This window comes from Gordoniibacillus kamchatkensis, assembly GCF_000829455.1.
In the GTDB taxonomy this organism is placed as follows: Bacteria; Bacillota; Bacilli; order Paenibacillales; family NBRC-103111; genus Gordoniibacillus; species Gordoniibacillus kamchatkensis.
Genome location: NZ_JXAK01000072.1, coordinates 1 through 20,642, shown reverse-complemented (window position 1 = coordinate 20,642; position 20,642 = coordinate 1). Strand labels below are relative to the sequence as shown.

The 20,642-nt window shown below is 48.7% G+C and carries 15 protein-coding genes and 1 pseudogene; all 16 read right to left on the bottom strand.

From position 1 onward, the window contains the following. Positions 1-190: 190 nt before the first annotated feature. Positions 191-1,105 carry a GNAT family N-acetyltransferase gene (locus SD70_RS28070; RefSeq protein ID WP_052487978.1) on the bottom strand — a complete coding sequence of 305 codons (915 nt, stop codon included), beginning with the start codon at positions 1,103-1,105 and terminating at the stop codon, positions 191-193. Positions 1,106-1,111: 6 nt separating this feature from the next. Beyond that, positions 1,112-1,951, bottom strand: coding sequence for a carbohydrate ABC transporter permease (locus SD70_RS28065; RefSeq protein ID WP_041051733.1), 840 nt, complete (start codon positions 1,949-1,951; stop codon positions 1,112-1,114). Next, on the bottom strand, positions 1,952-2,878 hold the full coding sequence (locus SD70_RS28060; protein WP_041051749.1) for a carbohydrate ABC transporter permease: 927 nt from the start codon (positions 2,876-2,878) through the stop codon (positions 1,952-1,954). Between the two features lie 51 nt (positions 2,879-2,929). Then, positions 2,930-4,281 (bottom strand): annotated as a pseudogene (locus tag SD70_RS40550) (ABC transporter substrate-binding protein). 95 nt (positions 4,282-4,376) lie between these two features. After that, positions 4,377-5,768, bottom strand: coding sequence for a family 4 glycosyl hydrolase (locus tag SD70_RS28050; protein ID WP_041051732.1), 1,392 nt, complete (start codon positions 5,766-5,768; stop codon positions 4,377-4,379). A 127-nt stretch (positions 5,769-5,895) separates the two neighbouring features. Then, positions 5,896-6,753, bottom strand: a complete 858-nt coding sequence (locus tag SD70_RS28045; RefSeq protein ID WP_197081209.1) for an AraC family transcriptional regulator — start codon at positions 6,751-6,753, stop codon at positions 5,896-5,898. A 1,080-nt stretch (positions 6,754-7,833) separates the two neighbouring features. Then, positions 7,834-8,193, bottom strand: a complete 360-nt coding sequence (locus SD70_RS35415) for an aldo/keto reductase (RefSeq protein WP_082053719.1) — start codon at positions 8,191-8,193, stop codon at positions 7,834-7,836. A 488-nt stretch (positions 8,194-8,681) separates the two neighbouring features. Continuing rightward, positions 8,682-10,523 (bottom strand): glycoside hydrolase family 127 protein, encoded by a 1,842-nt coding sequence (locus SD70_RS28035; RefSeq protein WP_041051726.1) that lies wholly within the window; start codon positions 10,521-10,523, stop codon positions 8,682-8,684. 26 nt (positions 10,524-10,549) lie between these two features. Further along, positions 10,550-11,380, bottom strand: coding sequence for a carbohydrate ABC transporter permease (locus SD70_RS28030; protein WP_082053718.1), 831 nt, complete (start codon positions 11,378-11,380; stop codon positions 10,550-10,552). Next, positions 11,377-12,264 carry a carbohydrate ABC transporter permease gene (locus SD70_RS28025; protein WP_041051722.1) on the bottom strand — a complete coding sequence of 296 codons (888 nt, stop codon included), beginning with the start codon at positions 12,262-12,264 and terminating at the stop codon, positions 11,377-11,379. The genes SD70_RS28030 and SD70_RS28025 overlap by 4 nt, the downstream gene beginning before the upstream one ends. A 97-nt stretch (positions 12,265-12,361) precedes the next feature. Further along, the gene (locus SD70_RS28020; RefSeq protein ID WP_041051720.1) at positions 12,362-13,795 is read right to left on the bottom strand and encodes an ABC transporter substrate-binding protein; all 1,434 of its coding nucleotides are present in this window, start codon (positions 13,793-13,795) and stop codon (positions 12,362-12,364) included. Between the two features lie 127 nt (positions 13,796-13,922). Next, the gene (locus tag SD70_RS28015) at positions 13,923-15,689 is read right to left on the bottom strand and encodes a sensor histidine kinase (protein ID WP_052487974.1); all 1,767 of its coding nucleotides are present in this window, start codon (positions 15,687-15,689) and stop codon (positions 13,923-13,925) included. Continuing rightward, positions 15,686-17,284 carry a response regulator transcription factor gene (locus SD70_RS28010; protein WP_041051718.1) on the bottom strand — a complete coding sequence of 533 codons (1,599 nt, stop codon included), beginning with the start codon at positions 17,282-17,284 and terminating at the stop codon, positions 15,686-15,688. The genes SD70_RS28015 and SD70_RS28010 overlap by 4 nt, the downstream gene beginning before the upstream one ends. 692 nt (positions 17,285-17,976) lie before the next feature. Next, complete coding sequence (locus SD70_RS37240) at positions 17,977-18,681, bottom strand: hypothetical protein (RefSeq protein ID WP_197081208.1); 705 nt, start codon at positions 18,679-18,681, stop codon at positions 17,977-17,979. 37 nt (positions 18,682-18,718) lie between these two features. After that, complete coding sequence (locus SD70_RS27995; protein WP_041051714.1) at positions 18,719-19,588, bottom strand: SDR family oxidoreductase; 870 nt, start codon at positions 19,586-19,588, stop codon at positions 18,719-18,721. 2 nt (positions 19,589-19,590) lie between these two features. After that, positions 19,591-20,283 carry a hemerythrin domain-containing protein gene (locus SD70_RS27990; protein WP_041051712.1) on the bottom strand — a complete coding sequence of 231 codons (693 nt, stop codon included), beginning with the start codon at positions 20,281-20,283 and terminating at the stop codon, positions 19,591-19,593. Positions 20,284-20,642 lie beyond the last annotated feature (359 nt).

The window sequence follows — 20,642 nt, the reverse complement described above, 5'->3', positions numbered from 1 at the left end:
GGCACATGCCGTCCTCAGCCTCAATATCCGGCTCCCGGTCAAACATCAGCGCAACAAAAGACGAAACATCCAATTTTATCGTTCCGCCTTGAACGTGTATATTGACACTCCCATCCTCGGAAGCAGCTGCTTTCAATAAGCCCGCCGCTTCCGCATTCACTTGCCGCAAATAAGGCTGCAGCTGCTCGATCTACCGCTCCGGACGAACGATTCGAATCGTCCCGACGTTTTTGGCCGCGGCTGAGCGAATGCCGGCCTGTTCTAACAATTCGCGCATTTCCGCGTCATGCCATGCCACGGGCACCATAAGCTCGCCAATATTGTAGCGCTGCAGCGCCTCTGCCAACAGCAGGGCAACCAGCGAAGCTTCGCCGGCCCATTCGAAAGTGCGCGGCACAGTCGCCGAGTTCCGGTATGGAACGCCGATCACGGCGAAAGCCCGGATGACTCCGTCCCGTTCCGCCACCAGCACTTTATGATACTGCTTCATAGGCGCTCCCGCCGGCTCGGCTTCGATCATCAACGCGAGATCCCACAGGCTCTGATCGAACGCGTTCAATCTGGTCTCCGCAGCCTCGAGCAAGCCGAACCAATCGGCGGCCTCCGCTTCTCGTATGGCGACATCCGTGACGCCGCGCTGCGCCAAACCCGCCGCCCTTTCCCGGTCTATCGAATAGTTGCGGAATGTACCGAATTCGAAGCAATTCGCTCTCTTATACAAGGAACGATTTCCGGACACGAGAAGCAAGGAGGCGCCGGACCGGTCAATATGGTCCAGAACGCGCTGCAGCACGAGTCCTGCATAGCCTTTGCCCCGGTAATCCGGGTGAGTGCAAACGCCTCCGATGGAACAGCAGCGGAGGCGCGCCCTTCCGATACGGACTACCGAGGGCACGAGTCCCACAAAAGATACCGGTTTTCCGTCAAGAAAGGCTGCAAACGATTGGCATAATCCCGGAGCAAATAATTGCGGATGCGACCTCGCGAAGCTTTTCTTGTCCGGATCGTAATCGCGGAACACCGAGTCCGCGAGCCGGATGGCCAGCGGCATTTCGTCTTCGCGCACCCGGCGTATTTCGAGCGTTTGATCATGTTCTCGCATCATCGTTTGCTATCCTTTCAGTCCCGTCGTCGCAATACCTTGGACAAGATACTTTTGGCAAAATAAGAAAATGATAAATACCGGCAACAGCGACAGCATGGACATAGCGAACATGGGACCCCACGCCGTCACCGATGACGGATCCGCAAACATCCTGAGGCCCAAAGAAGCCGTATACAATTCCGGTTTATTCAAGTAGATGAGAGGGCCCATGAAATCCGTCCATGTCCAGTAGAACGAAAATATCGATACGGTTGCCAGCGCCGGCATCGTCAATGGGAGTACGATATGCCAGAACGTCCCGAAAGTACCGCAGCCGTCAATGACCGCGGCCTGATCCAGCTCCTTCGGAATCCCCCGGATGAATTGAATCATCAGGAAAATAAAGAAAGGCACCCCGCCGATAAACGCTGGCACGACTAGCGGCAAATAGGTATTCACCCATCCGATTTTATGAAACAGGATATACTGCGGAATTAACGTGACTTGGCCGGGGAGCATAATCGTAGCGAGCAGGCAGGCGAATAATATCGATTTAAACCTGAATTTGAGCCGGGCAAAGCCGTAAGAAACCAAGGTGGAGGAAAATAAAGTGCCGGCCACGGTGAGCAGCGTTACGATCGCCGAATTCCGAAAAAAAACGTTGAACCCCACCGTACCGAAGCCTGCCCAGCCTTCGACATAGTTCATCCATTCCAGAGAGGAAGGAATCAAGCTCGCGGAATTCACAAAAATTTCGTTCTCGGGCTTGAGTGAGCTGGCCAGCGTCCACAAAACCGGATAAAGCATAAATAGGCCCAATACCGAGACAAACAAATGATAAACGACGCTTTTCGCGTTCTTGGCCATCTATTTATCCTCCGTTGACTCATAGTAAACCCAAGCGGAAGACGACTTGAAAATTAATGCTGTAAAGGTGGCGACAATCAGCAATAAAATCCAAGCCATAGACGACGCGTACCCCATGCTGAATGTACCGCCAAACGCTTTCTGATATAGGTACAGGGCGTAAAACAACGTTTTATCCAGCGGCCCGCCCTGGGTGACAAGAAAGCTTTGGGTAAACGTCATAAACCCGTCGATCGTCTGCATTACCAAATTAAAGAAAATGACCGGAGTGAGCATAGGCAGCGTAATGCTCAAAAATCGCCGGGCGCGGCCTGCCCCGTCCACCGCCGCCGATTCGTAAAGATCCGTTGGAATTTGCTTCAACCCGGCCAAAAATATAAGCATCGGAGAGCCGAACTGCCAGACCACAAGCAGAATGAGTGTCCATATCGAAAAAACGGGGCTGGCGATCCAATTTTTGGGTTCGACTCCAAAATGAACAAGAACGCTGTTGATCGCCCCGTCTACGCCGAACAGCTGCCTCCACATGACGGCGACAGCAACGCTGCCGCCGATGATCGAAGGGATGTAATAAGCGGTCCGGTATACGCTGAGACCCCTGTGTTTGCCGTTAAACAAGACGGCGATAAACAAGGCGAATGCAAGCTTGAGCGGAACCGAGATCACGACGAACTTGAACGTCACCTTGAGTGCCGTCCAATACCTCGGATCGTCCGTAAACATCGTGATGTAGTTGCGCAGACCGATCCAATGCGGTTCGGACAGCATATTGTAGTCTGTAAAGGACAAGTACAGGGAAGCAGCCATAGGGCCGATTACGAATAATACAAAGCCCAGGAGCCAAGGGGAAATATAGGCATATCCGACGAAATCCCTTTTCCATCCCGTCAACAATTTGGTACTGCCGTCAATGACGGACGGTTTCATTGCCGTCTTCGGACCCTTAACCATTGTTGCCGCCCCTCCGAAGGAACCGACTTATTGTTTCGTCTTAAAAATTTTTTCGGCTTGCTGGCGGAATTCCTTGGCCGCTTGCTCCGGCGTAAGCTGCCCGTAATTCACCTTATCCTGTATGCTTTTATACAGTGTTTCATTGATTTCGCTGGCCGCCGCCGGATCTTTGTAGGTAAGAGGGGGGAAGTTTTTGCTTACATAATCGACGTAATCGAATGCGACTTTTGCAGCGGGGTCAAGCTTCTGCTTCAGGTGTTCCCTCACTTTGCCGGCAATCGGCACGCCGCGTTCTCCGCCCAGAGCTTCATTAGCTTGCAAGTCGTTTGTGAAGAAATCGATGAATTTGATCGCCGCGTCTTTTTGCTTGGAGCTGCTCGTGACCGAGAAATATTGCGACGGCTTCAAATACTGGGGCTTTTGTCCACCCGGATAGCTCGGGTATTCGATCAGTTTGATCGGCCGGTTCGCCGATTTGGTCACCGCCACGATTTGATTGCTGTGGAGCTCCAGGAACGGCGTCTTCTGATGCACGATCAATTGGTCCTCCAGCGCTGTCAAATTGGCGGTCATTTCCGGCGGCGGAGCGACTTTGTCTTGACGCAGCTTGTTCCAGTAGGCAAACCATTCCGCGACAAGCTGATCATCGCTGTAGCCCAAGCCGGTCCCGTCGTTGTTGTACAAGAAAGTTCCTCTCTCCATCAAAAACTGCTTGAAGCTGTCGATGCCGTTGGACAGCGGCGTCCCGTACACGCCTTTGCCTAATTTTTGCTGCAGCTGACGCGCCGTATTGGCATAGTCGTCCCACGTATACCCGGGTTTGAGCTCCGGTACGCCGGCTTTTTCGAACATGGCCGGATCGTAAGCGATCGCCACGCGTTCGCCCCCAAGTTAAGTGCATATAATTTATTGTTGAGTCTGCCGGCGGCTACATAGCTGTCATCCACATCTTTCAAATTCAGCGCGCCGGACGTTACGTAGGGCGTCATATCCTCAAGAAGTCCTCGCTGCACGTAGTCCGGCAAATAGGCGTCGTCCATCTGCATGACGTCCGGCAAGTTTTTGGCGGCGGCTTCCGTGGACATCTTTTCCCAGTACCCGTCCCACCCTAAAAATTCGCTAGAAATTTTAATATTCGGATTTTTCTGCTCGAATAGTTTAATCGCGTTCAGAGTGCGATTGGCCCGGTCTTGGGAGCCCCACCACCCGACCCTTAATGCGATTTGCTGCGACGGCCCGTCATTTTTCGGCGTATCCTGTGTATCGGGCTTCGCTTCCGGTTTGGCGGCATTCCCGTTTACAGCGGCATTCCCATTTCCGCCTGAGCTGCAGCCGGCAATCAACGCGGCTGACAAGACGATTAGGGCAAACGCGGACATCAGCTTGCTTTTCACCATTTGCCGAACGACCTCCAATTCATAGTATGATACATGCCCATTTTGACGCCTGGCGCCGGGTCCGCACCCGATTCGGTTTATAAATCCCAGCCGGGCAAGTACGCTTTCGTCATTTCCAGCATACGCTCGAACAATTGCTCGGCGGCGCCAGTATCGATGGACGATACCAACGGGTCGCTCAGAAATGCGCGGAAGGCTAGAGACTTATCCTTGTTCAGCGCCGCCTGCAGCACCGTCTCCTGATTCAGCACATGCCGCGCCACCAGATTTTCGACATCTATGGGAAGCTGTCCCGCCAGTACCGGCTTCACTCCGTCCCTGACGAGCAGGGCGTTCGTTTCCACAACCGAGCCGGTCGGCAAGCCCTTGATTTGGCCTTGATTCGGCACATTCACGTTGGTGACGAAATCGCCCAGACCTAAAAGCGCTTTTATCATGCGGATTCCTTCTTCGCCGGAAGGCTTCAGCTGTACGCTTTCTTCGCCTGCGGCGAGCCGTTTACTCTTTTGCACCAGCTCCTCCTGTCTTTTCATCCGAAAATCTATCGGCGTCAAAGAGAACTTCCATGATTTTACCGTTTCGGGGTCCTTCAAGTACCAGTTTCGCGGCATGAATTCCGCCAAATGCCTGTCGCCAGACGCCGCAATGAGGCCGTATTTGCGAAACAGATCGAATTGGACGCGGCACGCTGACGAGAAAAAGCTATCCATCCATTGGCCGGGCTTCTCTTCATAGCCGGTTTCGTAATACCGTTCCGCAAATTCGCGATAAACGGGCATCAAATCCGTTCCTTGATAGGAAGCTTCGTCAATCCAGGTGAAATGGTTAATGCCGAGCACGTTGACCGAAATATCTCTGTAACTGACGTCCTCCATTCCCTTCAAATCCTTCAGCATCGACGCCAGAAGCTGCTGTGCGCCGAATATTTCGTGGCAGCAGCCCATCGCTTTGATTTCCGGGAATATTTTCGTCAGCGTTCTGGTGCAAAGAGTCATGGGATTCGTATAGTTGATGACCCAGGTACCCGGACAATACGCTTTGATCGCTTCCGCCATTTCCACATACATCGGAATCGTGCGGAGGGCTCTTACAATTCCGCCGGGTCCCGTCGTATCGCCTACGGACTGGTAGATGCCGTACTCCTGCGGAAGATTCACATCATACGCCATCTCCTTAAACGTGCCGGGCAAGATGGAGATGATCACGAAGTCCGCGCCTGTAAGCGCTTTTTCCAGCGAAGGAACGGCTTCATAGTGCCATTTTCCCTTCACATCATCGCGCCTGCTCAGGTTGTTGCCGATCATGCTGTTTACCTGCGCGGCTTCGTAGTTAAGGTCATAGAGCTTGACCGTTCCGGACAAATCGCCTTCCATGGCCAAATCCCCCATAAGCGCCCAAGCCCAACCCTTCGACCCTCCACCTATGTAGGCTATGTTGATATCCTTTACCTGGCTGCCGATGTATTCCATGTTCAGTCTCCCCTTATAGGAATTCCCCCCGATTTATCTTCACTTATACAGCAACAAATACATCATGAGCTATACGTTTATTGCTTGTTTTTCGCATTTTCAACATATCTTGCTCTCCGCAGAAAATTTACTGCAGTTTGACCGACTTTCTAAACGTCATCGGAGCCAGTCCGGTAATTTCTTTAAATTTTCTTTCGAAATGGCTGACGCTGTCGTAACCGGTTTCTTCCGCGATGCACGTGATCGGTTTGTTCGTGTCTTTCAACAGCCTCTGGCCTTCCAGCACGCGAATCCGGTTTAAATATTCCACGAAGGTGAAGCCGGTAATTTTCTTAAACGAACGGCTGAAATAATACGGGCTAATAAAAAATCGATTTTCTATCGTTCTGAGCGATATTTTCTCGTGATAGTTTTCGCACATAAAGGAAACGATTTCTGTAATTTTTTCGTGCAGCGCAGTTTGGAACGTAAAATTGCATTCCCAGTTGTCACTGTTATACCTGACGATAAACAGCAATAATTCGATTAACAGCACTTTCACGTGGAGCTCATATCCGATCGGACGGCACTTCTCCTCCTTGATCATTTTTTTCAGCAGCGTTTCGACAAAATGCTGTTCTTCCAACGTTAACCGCAAAATCCGGGACGGCTGGAAACAAGACAGCAAATCCACGCCGTCTTTTTTAATCGGCATGTCTTTTAGCAATTTCGGCCTGAAATTGATAAGAATCCGTTCATGAACAACATTGGACGCATCCATCGTTCTGTGCAGCTCGTTAAAGTTGATAATGACCAAATCGCCTTTTCTTACCAAGTAGTTTCTGTTTTTGATAAAATAATATCTTTCGCCGGACAGCATGTAATAAATTTCGTAGACGTCGTGGCAGTCGTTTGCGGCCATGTTGAACGACTCCGTTCTTTTGATGCGCTCAATGAAGAAGGAATCGAACGAATGCTGGAAATCGATTTGATATTGTTCCATCATGCCCATCCCCTATTCTCAACATATGAATCGTTTTCTTTGAGTGCAAAAAAGCCCGTTAAATCTCAATCGCTTAACGGGCAGCAGTCTCCAATTGTCCGGTACCAATCATCACCTATAAATACACGGTTTTTCCCCGTACTTCTGCTCTCGTTGGCAGCCTCGATAAACCGGACAATATGCAACGAGTGTTCAAGCGGCAACTCCGGTCTTCCCGTCAGGATACAGCCGAACCTCTTTATTCACTTCGCATGTCTTCCACATTTATTGAATCGGTTCATCTTTACTTGAGCCGATTCAAAATTAAACAGCAAACCCGCTCCATCTTATGTGTTAGATAACATATCATATACATTTGAAATCAGTCAATGACAATGAGGAAAAGCGAAATGATGCCCTTATTTATCACAAATTAAGTTATGTTTAATTGAGATCTGAACGTCTAAAATCTTTTCCAGAACATTCTGTGTTATATTAAATAACATTTATTCTTCCATTCGACACGATGATGGGAGTTAACTACAGATTTGAACCGTTTCAAAAAAGTATAGCGCTTTCATTTTTGCCCGTCAACGAACAAATGAACAAATATTCCGACATTTGGCAGTCGGCGAGAGAAGGAACTTGTCGAAATAAAAACTTTCATGACCGACCCGGAAACAGACTCATCGCTCCGGCATACCCTTTGCGGCATGTCGCTACCCTTTGCCGCAAGCCTTCATATGAAGTTGGCTGCCCTTGTCCTTGTCTAACGGTAGGCTCTCGCCAGCCCCGTTGGGGATTTACCCCTATAGATAACTCCCATGCTGGGCGTACAACGCAAGGAGCTGCCATGAGACGGCAGCTCCTTTTGATACTTAACACTTTAAAATTCCCCGTTGTTACCCGATACCCGAACCTCGTATATTTCATTAGGCGTTCAACTGCCAATTTAACCTCATCTTCTGAATTAAAACCAATTCTTTTCTCATTGATCGAGCTAATATTGTTATATTCATTTGACTTATACCTGCGGACACCATTCGATCAATAAAATATACAAACAATTCATTAGTAGTCAGCTTTTTGATTTAGTTCGTTCCATCAATAAATATCAAACCCCTCCCGCTTACTAAAATTGTATTCCTCGTAACGAACTTGCATCACATCGAAATGCCCCGATTGAACGGCACAAAGCAATGTATGGTCCGGATTTTCATTTGTGATTCCGATATATCGTATTTTCCCCTTCTGCCGGCATTCTTTCAGCGCGTCAAGCGGCCCGTCATGAAAAAGACGCTTATAATCCTGTTCGGTCAAGTAACCGCCATGGAACTGCATGGCATCAATATAGTCGGTTTGCAGGCGCTTAAGGCTATCATCGACGGAACGCATCACATCGCTGTAACCAAGATTTGATTGAACTTTCGTAGCAATATACGCTTCATGCCGGCGTTTTTTCAATTCCGATTTTTAACGGTATTAATTCAATGTTACATCATCGATCCTAGTCCATTGGTTTCCAATAGTAGATTTAACATGGAAGGCTACTCGTACTTTACCTGTTGTTACGTTAATAGTCCCGCTGCTGATTTGCTGATAGCTGGTAGTACCCGTTGGAACAGATACATTAACAGAGCTTCCATAGTTGCTCACTTCCATCTGGTTAATAGCCAGACCGCCCGTAGATTCCGTCCAAGCAGTTAAGGTATGTGTTCCATTTGGCACATTCCAGGTTCCTACTAAGTTATAGGCGTAAGCTGGTATTGCCAAAACAGCGAGAGAAACGATCAAATTTTTGATTTAATCACATAAATTCCTCCTTTTTTTATTAGGCTACAAACTTATGTGGACTCAATTGTTGGATATATTAGACTTACATTTTCACTTTATTCAAATTGTTATAGCTCCAGCAAAGGATAATTATTGAATAGAAATCCGGAGCTGTTTTATTAATAGATATATAGGCGCTGGTTTTCCACCTCTCGAATCCAGACCTGCATAAAGCCTTCCTCCCGGTTATCCCAGGCATAGTAAGGAATCAAAAGACAAGGTTTCCCATTTTCCTCTTTACCAATCAATACAGTTACACCACCAAGCAGATCTGGACGGTAACTAATATTTAGCGGTTCTCGGGCAGAAAGGGTGAAGGTGTCATAGGTTAAATCCGGATTATCAGCTTGCTCCATACAATAAACAATGGGTCCACGCTGAATGGCAAGACGACCACGATTGGCTTCGACTTCCGCCCTGGCGCGCACAACCTCCACAGGCATATCCAGTTCAAGTACGATGGAATCTCCCTGCGACCATTTTCGATCAAGAATAAGGTATCCCCGGTCCGTTATTGCTTCGGCTCCGAAAAAGCTCTCCCCACCAACCCCTAGCTTGTAGCCTCTACACCAACCCGGTACGCGTAATCGAATGACGAATTTTCCCGTTCGTTCAGGGTTAACCGCAAGCTCGATCTTGCCGTCCCACGGGTAATTAGTCGTTTGTTTCAGCTTTACGTTAAGCCCGTTGCCGACCTCGAATTCCGCTTCGCCATTCATGAATTGATTTACGGCTAGCCCATCGTCCGTCCTCGCATAAGCATACTGGCCTATGGAAGGCAGATAACGTACCAAATTTGTCGGGCAACAGGACGTGCCGAACCATTCTACGCGGTGGTGGTCGCCTTTCGACGCCAGCGGATTGACGTAGAAAAACTTGTCGCCGGACAACGAAATTCCAGCTAAAGCACCATTGTACATTTCACGCTCCACCACATCAGCATATTTGGCATCAGCGAACAGCAGGTTCATCCGATGATTCCAGAACACCATGGCGATTGCAGCGCAAGTCTCGCAATAAGCTGTTTCGTTCGGAAGATCGTAATCCTGGGTAAAGCCTTCATTATGCAAGGAAGGTCCGATTCCTCCCGTCACGTACATGTTGCGCTCCACTGTATGCGCCCATACGCGATGCAATGCATCGACGTAGGCCGGATCGCCTGAAGCGTGAACAACATCCGCCATTGCTGTGTATAGATACATAGCGCGGACGGCGTGCCCGGTCACCTTCTCGATGTCTCGAACCGGAACATCGTCCTGGCAGTAGGCCGGGCCCCATTCTTCTTTATCCCATATCGCGCCTTTTCCGTGACCGTGACCACGTTCCTCTAACAGCCAAAGAGCGAGTTTCCAATAACGCTCCTCATGTGTAACGCGATACAGCTTCACGAGAGCCAGTTCGATTTCCTCATGCCCTTCTACCCAATGACGTCTACCAGGACCGAAAACGCTATCGTAATGGTCAACCATCCTGCAGGCAACATCGAGAAGCTTGCGTTTGCCTGTCGCTTCAAAATAAGCGACCGCCGCCTCAATCAAATGACCGCCATTATACATTTCGTGTTTTTCCATATCCGTCCATTTGCTCTCAGGCGCTACCAACGTATAGTAGGTACACAAATATCCATCCGATTCCTGCGAGGCGGCTATGAGCTCGATAATACGGTCGGTTTCCGATTCCAGCTCCGGATCCCTGTTCGACATCAGTAGATAGGCTGCACCTTCGAGCACCTTGTACACATCGGAGTCATTGAAATATATGCCTTCGAATTCTCCTTCCATCAGACCGGCAGCCTTAGCGAAATTCGATATGCGCCCGGTTTCATGACATTGGCCGAGGCAGGCTTTTATCGTAACTTTGTTTAGTACTTCGAGACGCGGACGCCAGAAAGCATCATCGATTTTCACTTTCGTAAAGGGAACGCTCTGCCAATTCATGATTTGGGCTTTTATTTGTGTCATTCAGGTTTTTCCTCTCTTTAGTTAACTCATCCTTTCAGGCCGGTCAACGTAATCCCTTCAAGGAAGTAACGCTGCCCGATCAGAAACACGATGACGCAGGGCAGCACGACAGCTGCCGAAGCTGCCATGAGCAAATCCCATTGCGCGGTATAGGTTCCTTGGAACATCTGCAGCCCGAGCGCAAGGGTAAATAGGCTGTCGCTTTTCACATAAATGAGCGGGCCCATGAAATCGTTCCATGATCCCAAGAAGCTGAATAATGCTACCACTATAAGAACTGAACGGCTTAGCGGCATTATAATTCTCATGTAGATTTGAAAATAAGTTGCTCCGTCCACGAAGGCCGCTTCATCGAAATCTCGCGGAATGGTTAAATAGAATTGACGCAGCAGGAAGATATTGAAGATTCCGCCACCGAAATAAGCCGGTACGATCAACGGGTAATACGTATCATATAAGCCAAGCATCTTCCAACCGAGAAAGCTAGGAATAAGGGTTACGGCCGCCGGCAACATCATGCTCGACATCAGAATGCCGAATACGGTGTCCCTTCCTTTCCATTGAATCCGCGAGAACCCGAACGCCGCGATACTGCTTGTAACAACAGTACCGACAAGAACGCTGACCACGATGATAAGCGTATTGGTGAAGAAGGTACCGAACGGCACGATCGTGAGCGCTCTATGGAAATTGTCCCAGTGGAAAGGTTTCGGAATCCACTCCGGCGGCATGGTGAAGATTTGCGATAAATCCATGAGCGAACTTCGCAGTAACCATACGAACGGAATGATAAACATGGCTGAGATCAATAATAGAGCGGCATAACCTGCCGCAAGCGTAAGCTTCGATTGCCTCACGTACGCTCTCCTCCTTCGTAATGCACCCATGACTTCGAGGTTTTGAACACGATAAAGGTGAAAAATAGGATAATGATGAACAGCACCCACGCCATTGCAGAAGCATACCCCATTTCGGTATCCCGGAAACCTGTTCGCCATAGATAGAACACATAAAATAAACTCTGATTATTAGGTCCGCCCTGAGTTAAGATATAAGCTTCGTTAAAAACCTGGAAGGAACCGATGATCGTCATAATGGTATTGAAGAAGATCGTCGGTGTGACCATCGGTATCGTAATGTGACGCAGCTTGCTGTACCACCCGCCACCATCCACGTCGATCGCCTCGTAATACTGCTTTGGAATGCCCGACAGCCCCGCGAGGAATATAACGACCGTACCGCCGATTCCCCACAACGTTGTAAGCACGACGGACGGGATAACGCTGCCCTCCGAATAGAACCAATTGCTGGTCGGCAGATGTAACCACTTGAGCATAGAGTTGACAAGGCCCAGATCGGGATTAAGAAGCCACATCCAGATCATGGCCGATGCGACCGCCGGCACGATGCTGGGCAAGTATATGATCGTACGAAATATGGCCCTTCCTCTAACATTCAGGTTAAGAAGCAGGGCAATAACAAAGGAAATGATAATAACGGCAGGTACCCGCAGAATGACAAAGTAGAAAGTAATGCCAAGCGATTTATAGAATAGTTCGTCTTCACCCGAGAACAACTTGGAATAATTATCGATTCCGACGAATGCGGTTTGCTCTTTGAATACGTTATAATCCGTCATGCTAAGCACCAAGCTGGCAATCATGGGACCTAATGTGAAGATGATAAACCCGAGTATGGCGGGCGAAGTGAACAATAACCCGTAAAATAGCCCTTTTCTCATGCGTACCTCCGATCTCAAAGCTTCCCGATTAGGGAAACGGCGTTCTTATGTAAGAACGCCGTTTTCCCTCAATGCTAATCTCTTTTTCTTTGACCCCTTATCCCTTCACGTCGCGGCGGCCCTGTACCTGAGCTTTCGCTTTATCCGCGATTGAATTCATGGCCTCTTGAGCGGTTTGTTGGCCGAGCCATACTTTATCCAAAGCGGGATTCACGATATCCATAATCTTACTGAAGTTTTTCACGTAACCCGTTGGCGTTTGGTGGCTGTCATTCAGCAAAACATCGATGATCGCGTCTTTGTAACCCGATGGCCGGGAATCGAGGTTCTCCGCCCATTTGCTGAGCATAGACGGGTCCGTATACCAGTCTTTATAAGCGGGCATCCATGTGCCGGCTGTAAGCATGTCTATCGACGCTTCCGGGTCCATCAGCGCTTTCATCAACTCCCAAGCCTCTTTCGGGTGTTTGGTTGATTTGAACATAGAGAACATCCCGCAAACGACGGTAGTCATCGGTTTTTTCATAATCGGTAATACGCCGACGTTGTAACGGAATTTCGATTGAGCCAATCCTGCGCTGACCCATTGTCCATCAATTGCCATTGCCACTTTTTTCGTCTGAAGCGCGACATTAGTGGCCGGAATGTTCTTTGCTTGAACCGGAGAAGGTGCGACATGATAAACATTGATCAAATCCGCTATCTTCTGAAGGGCTTCTACCGCAGCCGGCTGATTCAGAGCGAAGGTTTTCCCGTCCTCGGAGACGAAGTCCCCGCCGTTGGAGAAAATAAAGTTGCTGTAACTTCCCCACCACGTCGGAAAGTTAACTCCATATTGCTTAATGTTTTTAGGATCAAAGCCGGCATCCGATGCATTCCTGCCCTTGGTGTCGATCGTCAGTTTCTTGGCGACTTCGACGAACTTATCCCATGTCCACGCTTCCGATGCTTTGGACGGCGGAGGCGCTAAGCCCGCATCTTTGAAAATATCTTCGTTATAGAACAAGCCGAATGACTCCGGTCCCGGACCTAAGCCGATTACATTGCCCGGCTCAAGTGAATACGAGATATTCGGAACCAGTCTATCTGCATTGATTTCCCGATCTGACGAGAGAAATTCCTGAAGATTGTAGAATTTGCCTTGCTCGGCAAGCGGGTAAGCAATGCTGGCAGATTCCATCTGCGCGATATCCGGCACGTCATTGCCCGCAACCATTGCCGTGAGCTTGGTATCATAGTCAGTGGGAATATGCTGAAGATTTACAGTGATATTCGGATACTTCTTCTCGAACCTTGCAATGGCCGACTTGTAAGCAGCCACTTCCTCCGGCGCTCCCCATACCGTCATGCGAAGCGTGATGGGTTCATTCGACTTTTTTCCGCTGGGTGAATCTGAGCTCGCCGTATTGGCGGGGGATGAGGAATTGCTGCTGCCTTGGCCCGAGCCGGACTTCGCGCATGCGGATAGAATCGCAACCAGCATCATGAGTAAAGCAATCAGAACGGATATGGATTTCCTTTGTCGTGACATCTTCTGAACCCCTTTCGATTTCAACCCTTATTGGTTCATAGCTGCAGTCTATGATGTTCTAATTATAAGACCGAATGCAGCGCTTACATAACCCGAACCTGATTGGAATAGTGGATTATCATTGGGTTTACAACGGAAGTGTGATGGTCACTTTCGTACCGAAACCCGGTTTGGAGGAGATCGCGACCCCGTACTCTTCGCCGTAGGTCATCCGGATACGGGCTATCGTGTTCTTTATGCCAATTGAAGACGATTCCCGATATAAAATAGCATGAACCGCGTCGCTGCTCATACCCCGTCCGTTATCCTCAACCTCAAAATGCCGAGTACCATCGTCGACCCAACCGCGTATTCGAATAAGCCCCCCCGATTCGGTTTGATCGAAACCATGCAGGATGGCATTTTCGACAAACGGCTGGAAGAGAAGTCTTGGCATCTTGTAGTTGTAGAGCATCGAATCGATCTCGTAGCTGACCGTGAATTTCTCTTCGAATCGGACGGACATGATATAGAAGTAGTTTTTCATCCATTCGATTTCCTCCGATAGATGAACGACTCCCCATTCCTTCCGCGAAGTATAGTGCAACATGTTAGATAAGCAGACAAGCATTTTGCTTAGTTCCTTCTGATCGTTCTCGATGGCCGTCCAATTCATCACGTTTAACGTATTGTACAGAAAATGCGGATTCATCTGCATGTTCAGCGCCTGGATTTCCGCTTCCTGTTCCTTTAATTTGATTTCATAATTTTCCGAAACCAATAAACGAATCCGATCGTTCATCAGATTAAACCGCTGGAGTAAAATCCCGAATTCATCATTGGTGCTGACAACAACCCGAGTTTGGAAATCTCCTTCGCCCACGGACCTCATCGCGCCGAGCAGCTTCTTGATCGGATTCGTAATTTTGCCTGAGATAAAATAAGCGAAAATAAGTGCTACGATTCCCATAATGACGGCCAAAAGGGTGGTTGAGGCACGGATGATAGGAACCAGACTGCCTACGAGCGTGGCTTCGGGCGTCATGACAATGGACATCCATCCGGTGACTTGCGAGCGATCGAAGCAGACGATCGTATTCACCCCGTCCAGCGTTATTCTTCGAGTGCCACTGCCAGCCTGTTGAAGCTGTTCCACCCAATTGTCCTTATAAACTTGCGTTATTCTACCGGACTCACTGCTGGCAACGATGCGATTGTCCGGATCTAGAACTAAATAACGGGAACCATCGGGAATACTTTTCTCGTACAGGGATTTCAACGTGTCTAATTTGAAGCTGATCGTTAGAACAGGCCGTTCTACGCCCGTATCCAGCTTCTCCAAGGTCGTATCGCTTAAATAGGAAAAATCAAGGATGCGTGTCGCGGAGAACAAATAGCGGAAATTGAGCGTTCCATTCGTTAAATAAGGTTGATCGAACATATCTACGAAGTCGTAAGTGGGATACCAAACCATCTTGCCTCCTGCCTGTCGGGCTGCGCGGTAAATTTCCGAATTCGTCGGATCGCCTTGGGGCAGCGTCTGGCCGAAGGTAAAATAAGACGTCCATAGCTGGTAAGCGTACACTTCATCGATTTGTGAGAAATATCTTCTTAAAGCATCGGACACTAGACGATCGGCGGCGAGCAGGTCCGCCTTGTTCGCCGGGTTCAAGTTATTAAAAATCCGAAACAAATCCTTGTCTACTAACAAGGCCATGCTGTTCTGGTCTATGATCCGCAGCTTGGTGTCCATAATCTCGTTATTTTTCTTTACGATCTCGTATACGTTCTTCTGCGCTTGTTCCGTAACGACATGCAGGCTGGTACGATAGAAGAGGGTCCCCAACACGATAAGCGGGACAGCAATAAGGAATATAAAGCTGGCTAACAACCGGGAACGGAATGTCATCTTCATCCCTCACTGCTCCTTTGCGGGAAGGATGTGTGCTTATAAGCTTCCGGCGACATGCCGTTCTGTTTCTTGAATACTCTGCAGAAATACTTTGTATCCTGATAACCGCACTCTGCGGCAATTTCATATATTTTCAACCTGTTCTCCGCAAGCAATTCCTTGGCCCGCCGCATTCTAGCCTCCGTCACATGATCGGAGAACGTCCTTCCCGTTCGGCTTCTGATCAATGTGCTGAAGTAGGAGGGATTAAAGAAAAAATGCTCGGCAGCCCGTTCCAGCGTCAAATCTTCCTTGGAGTTCTCTTGAATCCATCTCAAACATTCGGCAACGATAATCTCGCTTTTATCTAGACGAGCATGTCTTAAAGCATCGTTTACATCCCGGAGCCGAACCTCTAGAACCGTCATGAGATCTGTAAAGGTATAGCAACCCGGAATTGCCTTCAAAGCCGAATCTGTGAGAACGCTTCCAATCAGCCGATCAACGTAATTGCGAATTCTGCTTTTAATCTTCATGAGGGTGAGCGTGGCACATTCTTTGATCAGATTCGGATTTGCAAGGCCATTAGCAGCAAGTCGAACGAACGCAGCCCGGCACATCTCTATGGCGGCTTCTGCATCCCTTCCTTGCAGTGCTTCGAACAACCTCTCTCCGTCAAGAAGGATTGGATCGTGGGAGGGAAGGAGTTCATCATGAAACAAAATGCCGTTCCAACACTCGTGGAAGTTATATAGATTGGCCGTTTGGGCTGTCCGGTAAGCCTGAGGCGCTTCCGTCAATAAGGATAGGCAATCCGGACCGATCCCATGGGTAAGCCGTCCGTACTTTGCCCACTCTGCCCCTAATGAGGAAACCATTTGGCGAATTTCCGGCTTTCTTTCTTGAGTCAGCCGAGATGTTTGGATGATTGTAACCGCCTGGAAGACTTCCTCCTGTAGAACGTTTAAAGAGAAAGTTGTACTCGGTTCACCGAATTCCGCCCACGCCCGTTCCAAGTGTTGCAATAATGCTACGGTATCGAATCCTGCTTTATTTCCCGGTCCGATTCGGAATTCCGAGAAAATAACCATTCCACTCCCATGCATCCACTCCAACGTTTCGAGTTCTTTACGCTCCATAACCGTCAAGCTTCCATTCAACCACGACAGAAGAAGGCGGTTTCGATAGGCAGAGGAAGTGAGGCTTAGCCGATGCTTTAACTCTTCCGATTCCGAATACTGCCGGGATTCCGCGACAAGCTGGCCTTCAATGCGGCGCAATACGTCTTCTACCTTCTCAGCTTCCACCGGTTTCAAGAGATAATCATAAGCCCCGTGACGAATCGCAGTCTGGGCATATTCAAACAGATTGTAAGCTGAAACCATTACAACCTTGGTCCGAAGGCATTCGTCTTCAAGCATTTTCAGAAATGAAAGGCCATCTATATTAGGCATTCGAATATCGGTGAACACGACATCGGGTTTTTCAGACCTGACGAGTTCCAGGGCGCTTGCTCCGTCTTTAGCGACAAAAACTTGATCTTCAGGCCGCAGAACTTGAATCATACTCGCCATTCCTCTGCGGTGTCTCGGCTCGTCGTCCACGACTAATATTTTCATCCCACTCAGCCCTCTCGTCTGTTCATTTATTATTTTATTTTAGTCTGTTATCTGAGTACTTGGTACCCATTAACATAGTCAATTTGTCTCGCAACCTGTTAGATTAATAGAAAAAAGCCCCTTCTTATGGACAGGCGCTTGGATTTCTCAATTCGTTTACGAGCCGGTATGAAAAGAAGTAATCAATTTTTATTATAAACAGTTAGTCGGCATACAAATAGTTGATTATTATTAGATAGGTGGACTATTATTTGGTATTTCCAGCGATAAAAGAAGCTAGACGCGGGAGGAATAAAACGTGTATTGGCGACTGGATGGGCTCGTAATTATAACAACCTTCAGGCAGCTGCCGTATTACGGGCTGTCCGGTATTTTGCATCATGAACATGAGCGTCATCGGTTGAGTCATACCATCGGAGTCGCGACCCGAGGTATAGTCCGCTCCGCTACGATTGCCATGCACTCGTCCCCCGTACAGTCGGAACACGACCGCTTCGAACGCCAGCAGCCATTCGCGCGAATTCGCGATGAAATGAAGAAAGCTTCATCCTCGGCGGAAACCGGAAATTTTCCCTGAAGTTCAAAATGAAAAATCCCAAGAGAATAGTGCTCTTGGGACATTGCGGATATGATTGCTCTATCTCCTCTTCATATTCCTTCGTGCATTCCTTTCATTTCCGTCATGTTTATATTTATTTTATTTTCTGCTGCTCTTCGTCGGAAATAAAGTACGCGTGAATGTCGAAGTGCGGTACTTCAAAACCCTCATGTCCATGCGGCTGGAACTCCACATCCGTCTGGACGACAGCGGGGGACGGGACTCCCTTCATACCGTTCAGGTTGACATGGTTAACTCCTTTTACAAAATCGTCTTGGGCAATCATATATTCGAGGAATACGAGCCTCCCGTTGTATACGCCATAGATCGGCCCGTTCGGGAGCTCGCCCGCTTGCGGATTCGCCCAATGTTCGCCCATGGCGGGAACAACCCCCGTTATTTTAACGGACCCTGCGGGCAGCGCCAGTACATACGCTTCCTGTTTACCATCATCCCAGCTGACTTGCTGGGCATTAACCGCAGTCGCCAAATCCCGGATCCAAGCCGTCGGTTCGCCATGATTCATCCGAACGTCCGAAATCGTCTTTCCCCCCAGAACAATGTCTTTGTTCCCTTCGTCCACAGTATACGGAAGATGAAACAAATCGGCAAAAGCTTGAACCGAAGCATACACTTTGCCGTCGGGCGTGCGGTGGTTTGCCGCAGATACCACATCAACGCCATTGACCTTAATCGAAATTCCGGCTCTTGTGTCCGAACTATCCGCCGTTCCATGCGCTGATACGCTGCCGCTTAACAGAATAAACAAACTTACCGCCAATACAAGAATCTTTTTCATAAGATACTCACTCCATTTTTTAGGTATATGAGGCCTTTTATCGGCCATTCTTCCAAATTGCTGCCGTTTCGGCAACAAACGCTTCGAAGGAAAGCGGCTCCCGCTTCAGGATCTCGCGCTGCAGCTCGAAATCGCGTTCTGACGCCACTAGCCCCTTATCTTGGAAATATTGATACATAATTTTAAGGTCCTCTGCCATCCACTCCGGCATAACGGTTCGCGCTTGTTCAAACCATGCGTCCAAATCGTCCCCGCCATAGCGGATTTCCTCTCCTAAAATGCGGCTGTAGATGTTGGCTGTCGATTCTCCTGTCAGCGGTTCCGGACCGACAACCGGATACTCCTTCCCTTCATATCCGTCCAGAAGCAGTGCATTCACGGCCGCCTCCGCAATATCTCTTGCATCTACACGGTTCAGTCCTATCGAACCGATCGGCTGCGGATAAATTCGATAACCGAGTATCGCCTCCCGGTACCAATAGTCGTTCTGATAGAAGTTATTCGGGCGCAATAGGGTGTACGCCATCCCGGATTGCCGAATGGCTTCTTCGATCGGGATCTTGCTTTTGAAATGGGGAATATGCTTGTTATCTTCCATCAACGGTACCGATAAATAAACGATTTTCTTTACGCCGGCTTTTTTAGCCGCCTCGACCGCAGCTACGCCCTGTTCGGTTTCCGTATGCGACAAGGCGTTCAATAAAAATACGGCATCTGCCCGATCAAAAGCCGCCGCCAGAGTATCAGGCGATTCTAAATCCCCCGGACACAAGCTGACGGAACGAGGCAACCGGTTCGCTGCATTCGTGTTACGGGTCATCACCCGGACCTGTGCCCCCCGCTCTGCCAAGTTTGCCGCGACACAACTTCCTACCGTACCTGTGCCGCCCAACACAAGAACGTTCATATTCAGCTCACCGCTCCCGTAACAATATTGTCCAATGCCGATTTAAGCTCCGATAAACTTTGCGGCTCCAAGCGGTTTTCCGCAATGCGCACAACCTCTTCGTAAAATTCCCGCGGGGCGACGCTTTTCATATCGCTTAGCATCACTACCCGTTCCTGATGACTGATTGCCGGAATTATATAGTGCATAAAAATCATCATCGCCTGCGGCGGAATGGATGAACGGATATTCATGGAGATCACTTTCAATTGGTCATCCGTCAGATGTTCCCATAACGCCTTCATGCCGGGGCCTTCTTCACGTTGAAGGTGCATGAAGTATTCTGCGGTGAAACGGTTCAGGTCTTTACCGATTTGATACCAGATCTTCTCTTGCTGACCCGGATTCTGCTTGCCGGATTCCAATTGATTCACTAGTTCGACGAGCTCCTCAAGCTTTTGCTCCAAACCGGTGTGCTCTTCCTCCAGCTCGCGCAATGTCTCGGGCGCATATTTTTCATAGGATTCATTAATATGCGTATCCTCATCTCTCGAATGAGCGTGCAGAATGACGATGACCCGTTTGAATTCCTCGACGAATGCGTTCACTCTCTCGTCATCCATACTATCAACCGAGCCTGCCTGATAGCACAAACCGCTTAACGCAGCCCGGATTCCTTTGTGGACTGGAGCATACAGATCAAAACGGCCAAACATGTTCTCAACTCTCCTTTAATTTTGGTTTATGGAATATCCTTCGTGACACATTTAAAATTACTATGAACGCAATGTGAGGCCTATCGAGTAAATGACGTATTTTTTCAAAACCGAATGACGTATTTTTTGCTGCTTCGACCCTGTTGCATACGTAAAGACAGGAAAAAGCCGCTAATCCCTTTGAAGTGCACCCCTTAGAATAGACATTGGAAAAACCCCTAGGTTAATCCGATGATTTCTAAGGGGTGCATTTTTTATGGCAGTCAAGGGTCAGAAGTTTAAAAAGTATCCAGAGGAATTGAAGAAAGAAGCTATTCGCCTTCATATGGAGGAGAAGTGGACGTATCGGCAGATTACTG

Coding starts and splice junctions, on each gene's coding strand:
- SD70_RS28035 (WP_041051726.1), bottom strand. CDS start 10,523: ATGACACAAATAAAAGCCCAAATCATGAATTGGCAGAGCGTTCCCTTT.
- SD70_RS28015 (WP_052487974.1), bottom strand. CDS start 15,689: ATGAAGATGACATTCCGTTCCCGGTTGTTAGCCAGCTTTATATTCCTT.
- SD70_RS28025 (WP_041051722.1), bottom strand. CDS start 12,264: ATGAGAAAAGGGCTATTTTACGGGTTATTGTTCACTTCGCCCGCCATA.
- SD70_RS28060 (WP_041051749.1), bottom strand. CDS start 2,878: ATGAAACCGTCCGTCATTGACGGCAGTACCAAATTGTTGACGGGATGG.
- SD70_RS27990 (WP_041051712.1), bottom strand. CDS start 20,283: ATGTTTGGCCGTTTTGATCTGTATGCTCCAGTCCACAAAGGAATCCGG.
- SD70_RS28070 (WP_052487978.1), bottom strand. CDS start 1,105: ATGATGCGAGAACATGATCAAACGCTCGAAATACGCCGGGTGCGCGAA.
- SD70_RS28050 (WP_041051732.1), bottom strand. CDS start 5,768: ATGGAATACATCGGCAGCCAGGTAAAGGATATCAACATAGCCTACATA.
- SD70_RS28045 (WP_197081209.1), bottom strand. CDS start 6,753: ATGATGGAACAATATCAAATCGATTTCCAGCATTCGTTCGATTCCTTC.
- SD70_RS28020 (WP_041051720.1), bottom strand. CDS start 13,795: ATGTCACGACAAAGGAAATCCATATCCGTTCTGATTGCTTTACTCATG.
- SD70_RS28065 (WP_041051733.1), bottom strand. CDS start 1,951: ATGGCCAAGAACGCGAAAAGCGTCGTTTATCATTTGTTTGTCTCGGTA.
- SD70_RS27995 (WP_041051714.1), bottom strand. CDS start 19,588: ATGAACGTTCTTGTGTTGGGCGGCACAGGTACGGTAGGAAGTTGTGTC.
- SD70_RS37240 (WP_197081208.1), bottom strand. CDS start 18,681: ATGAAAAAGATTCTTGTATTGGCGGTAAGTTTGTTTATTCTGTTAAGC.
- SD70_RS28010 (WP_041051718.1), bottom strand. CDS start 17,284: ATGAAAATATTAGTCGTGGACGACGAGCCGAGACACCGCAGAGGAATG.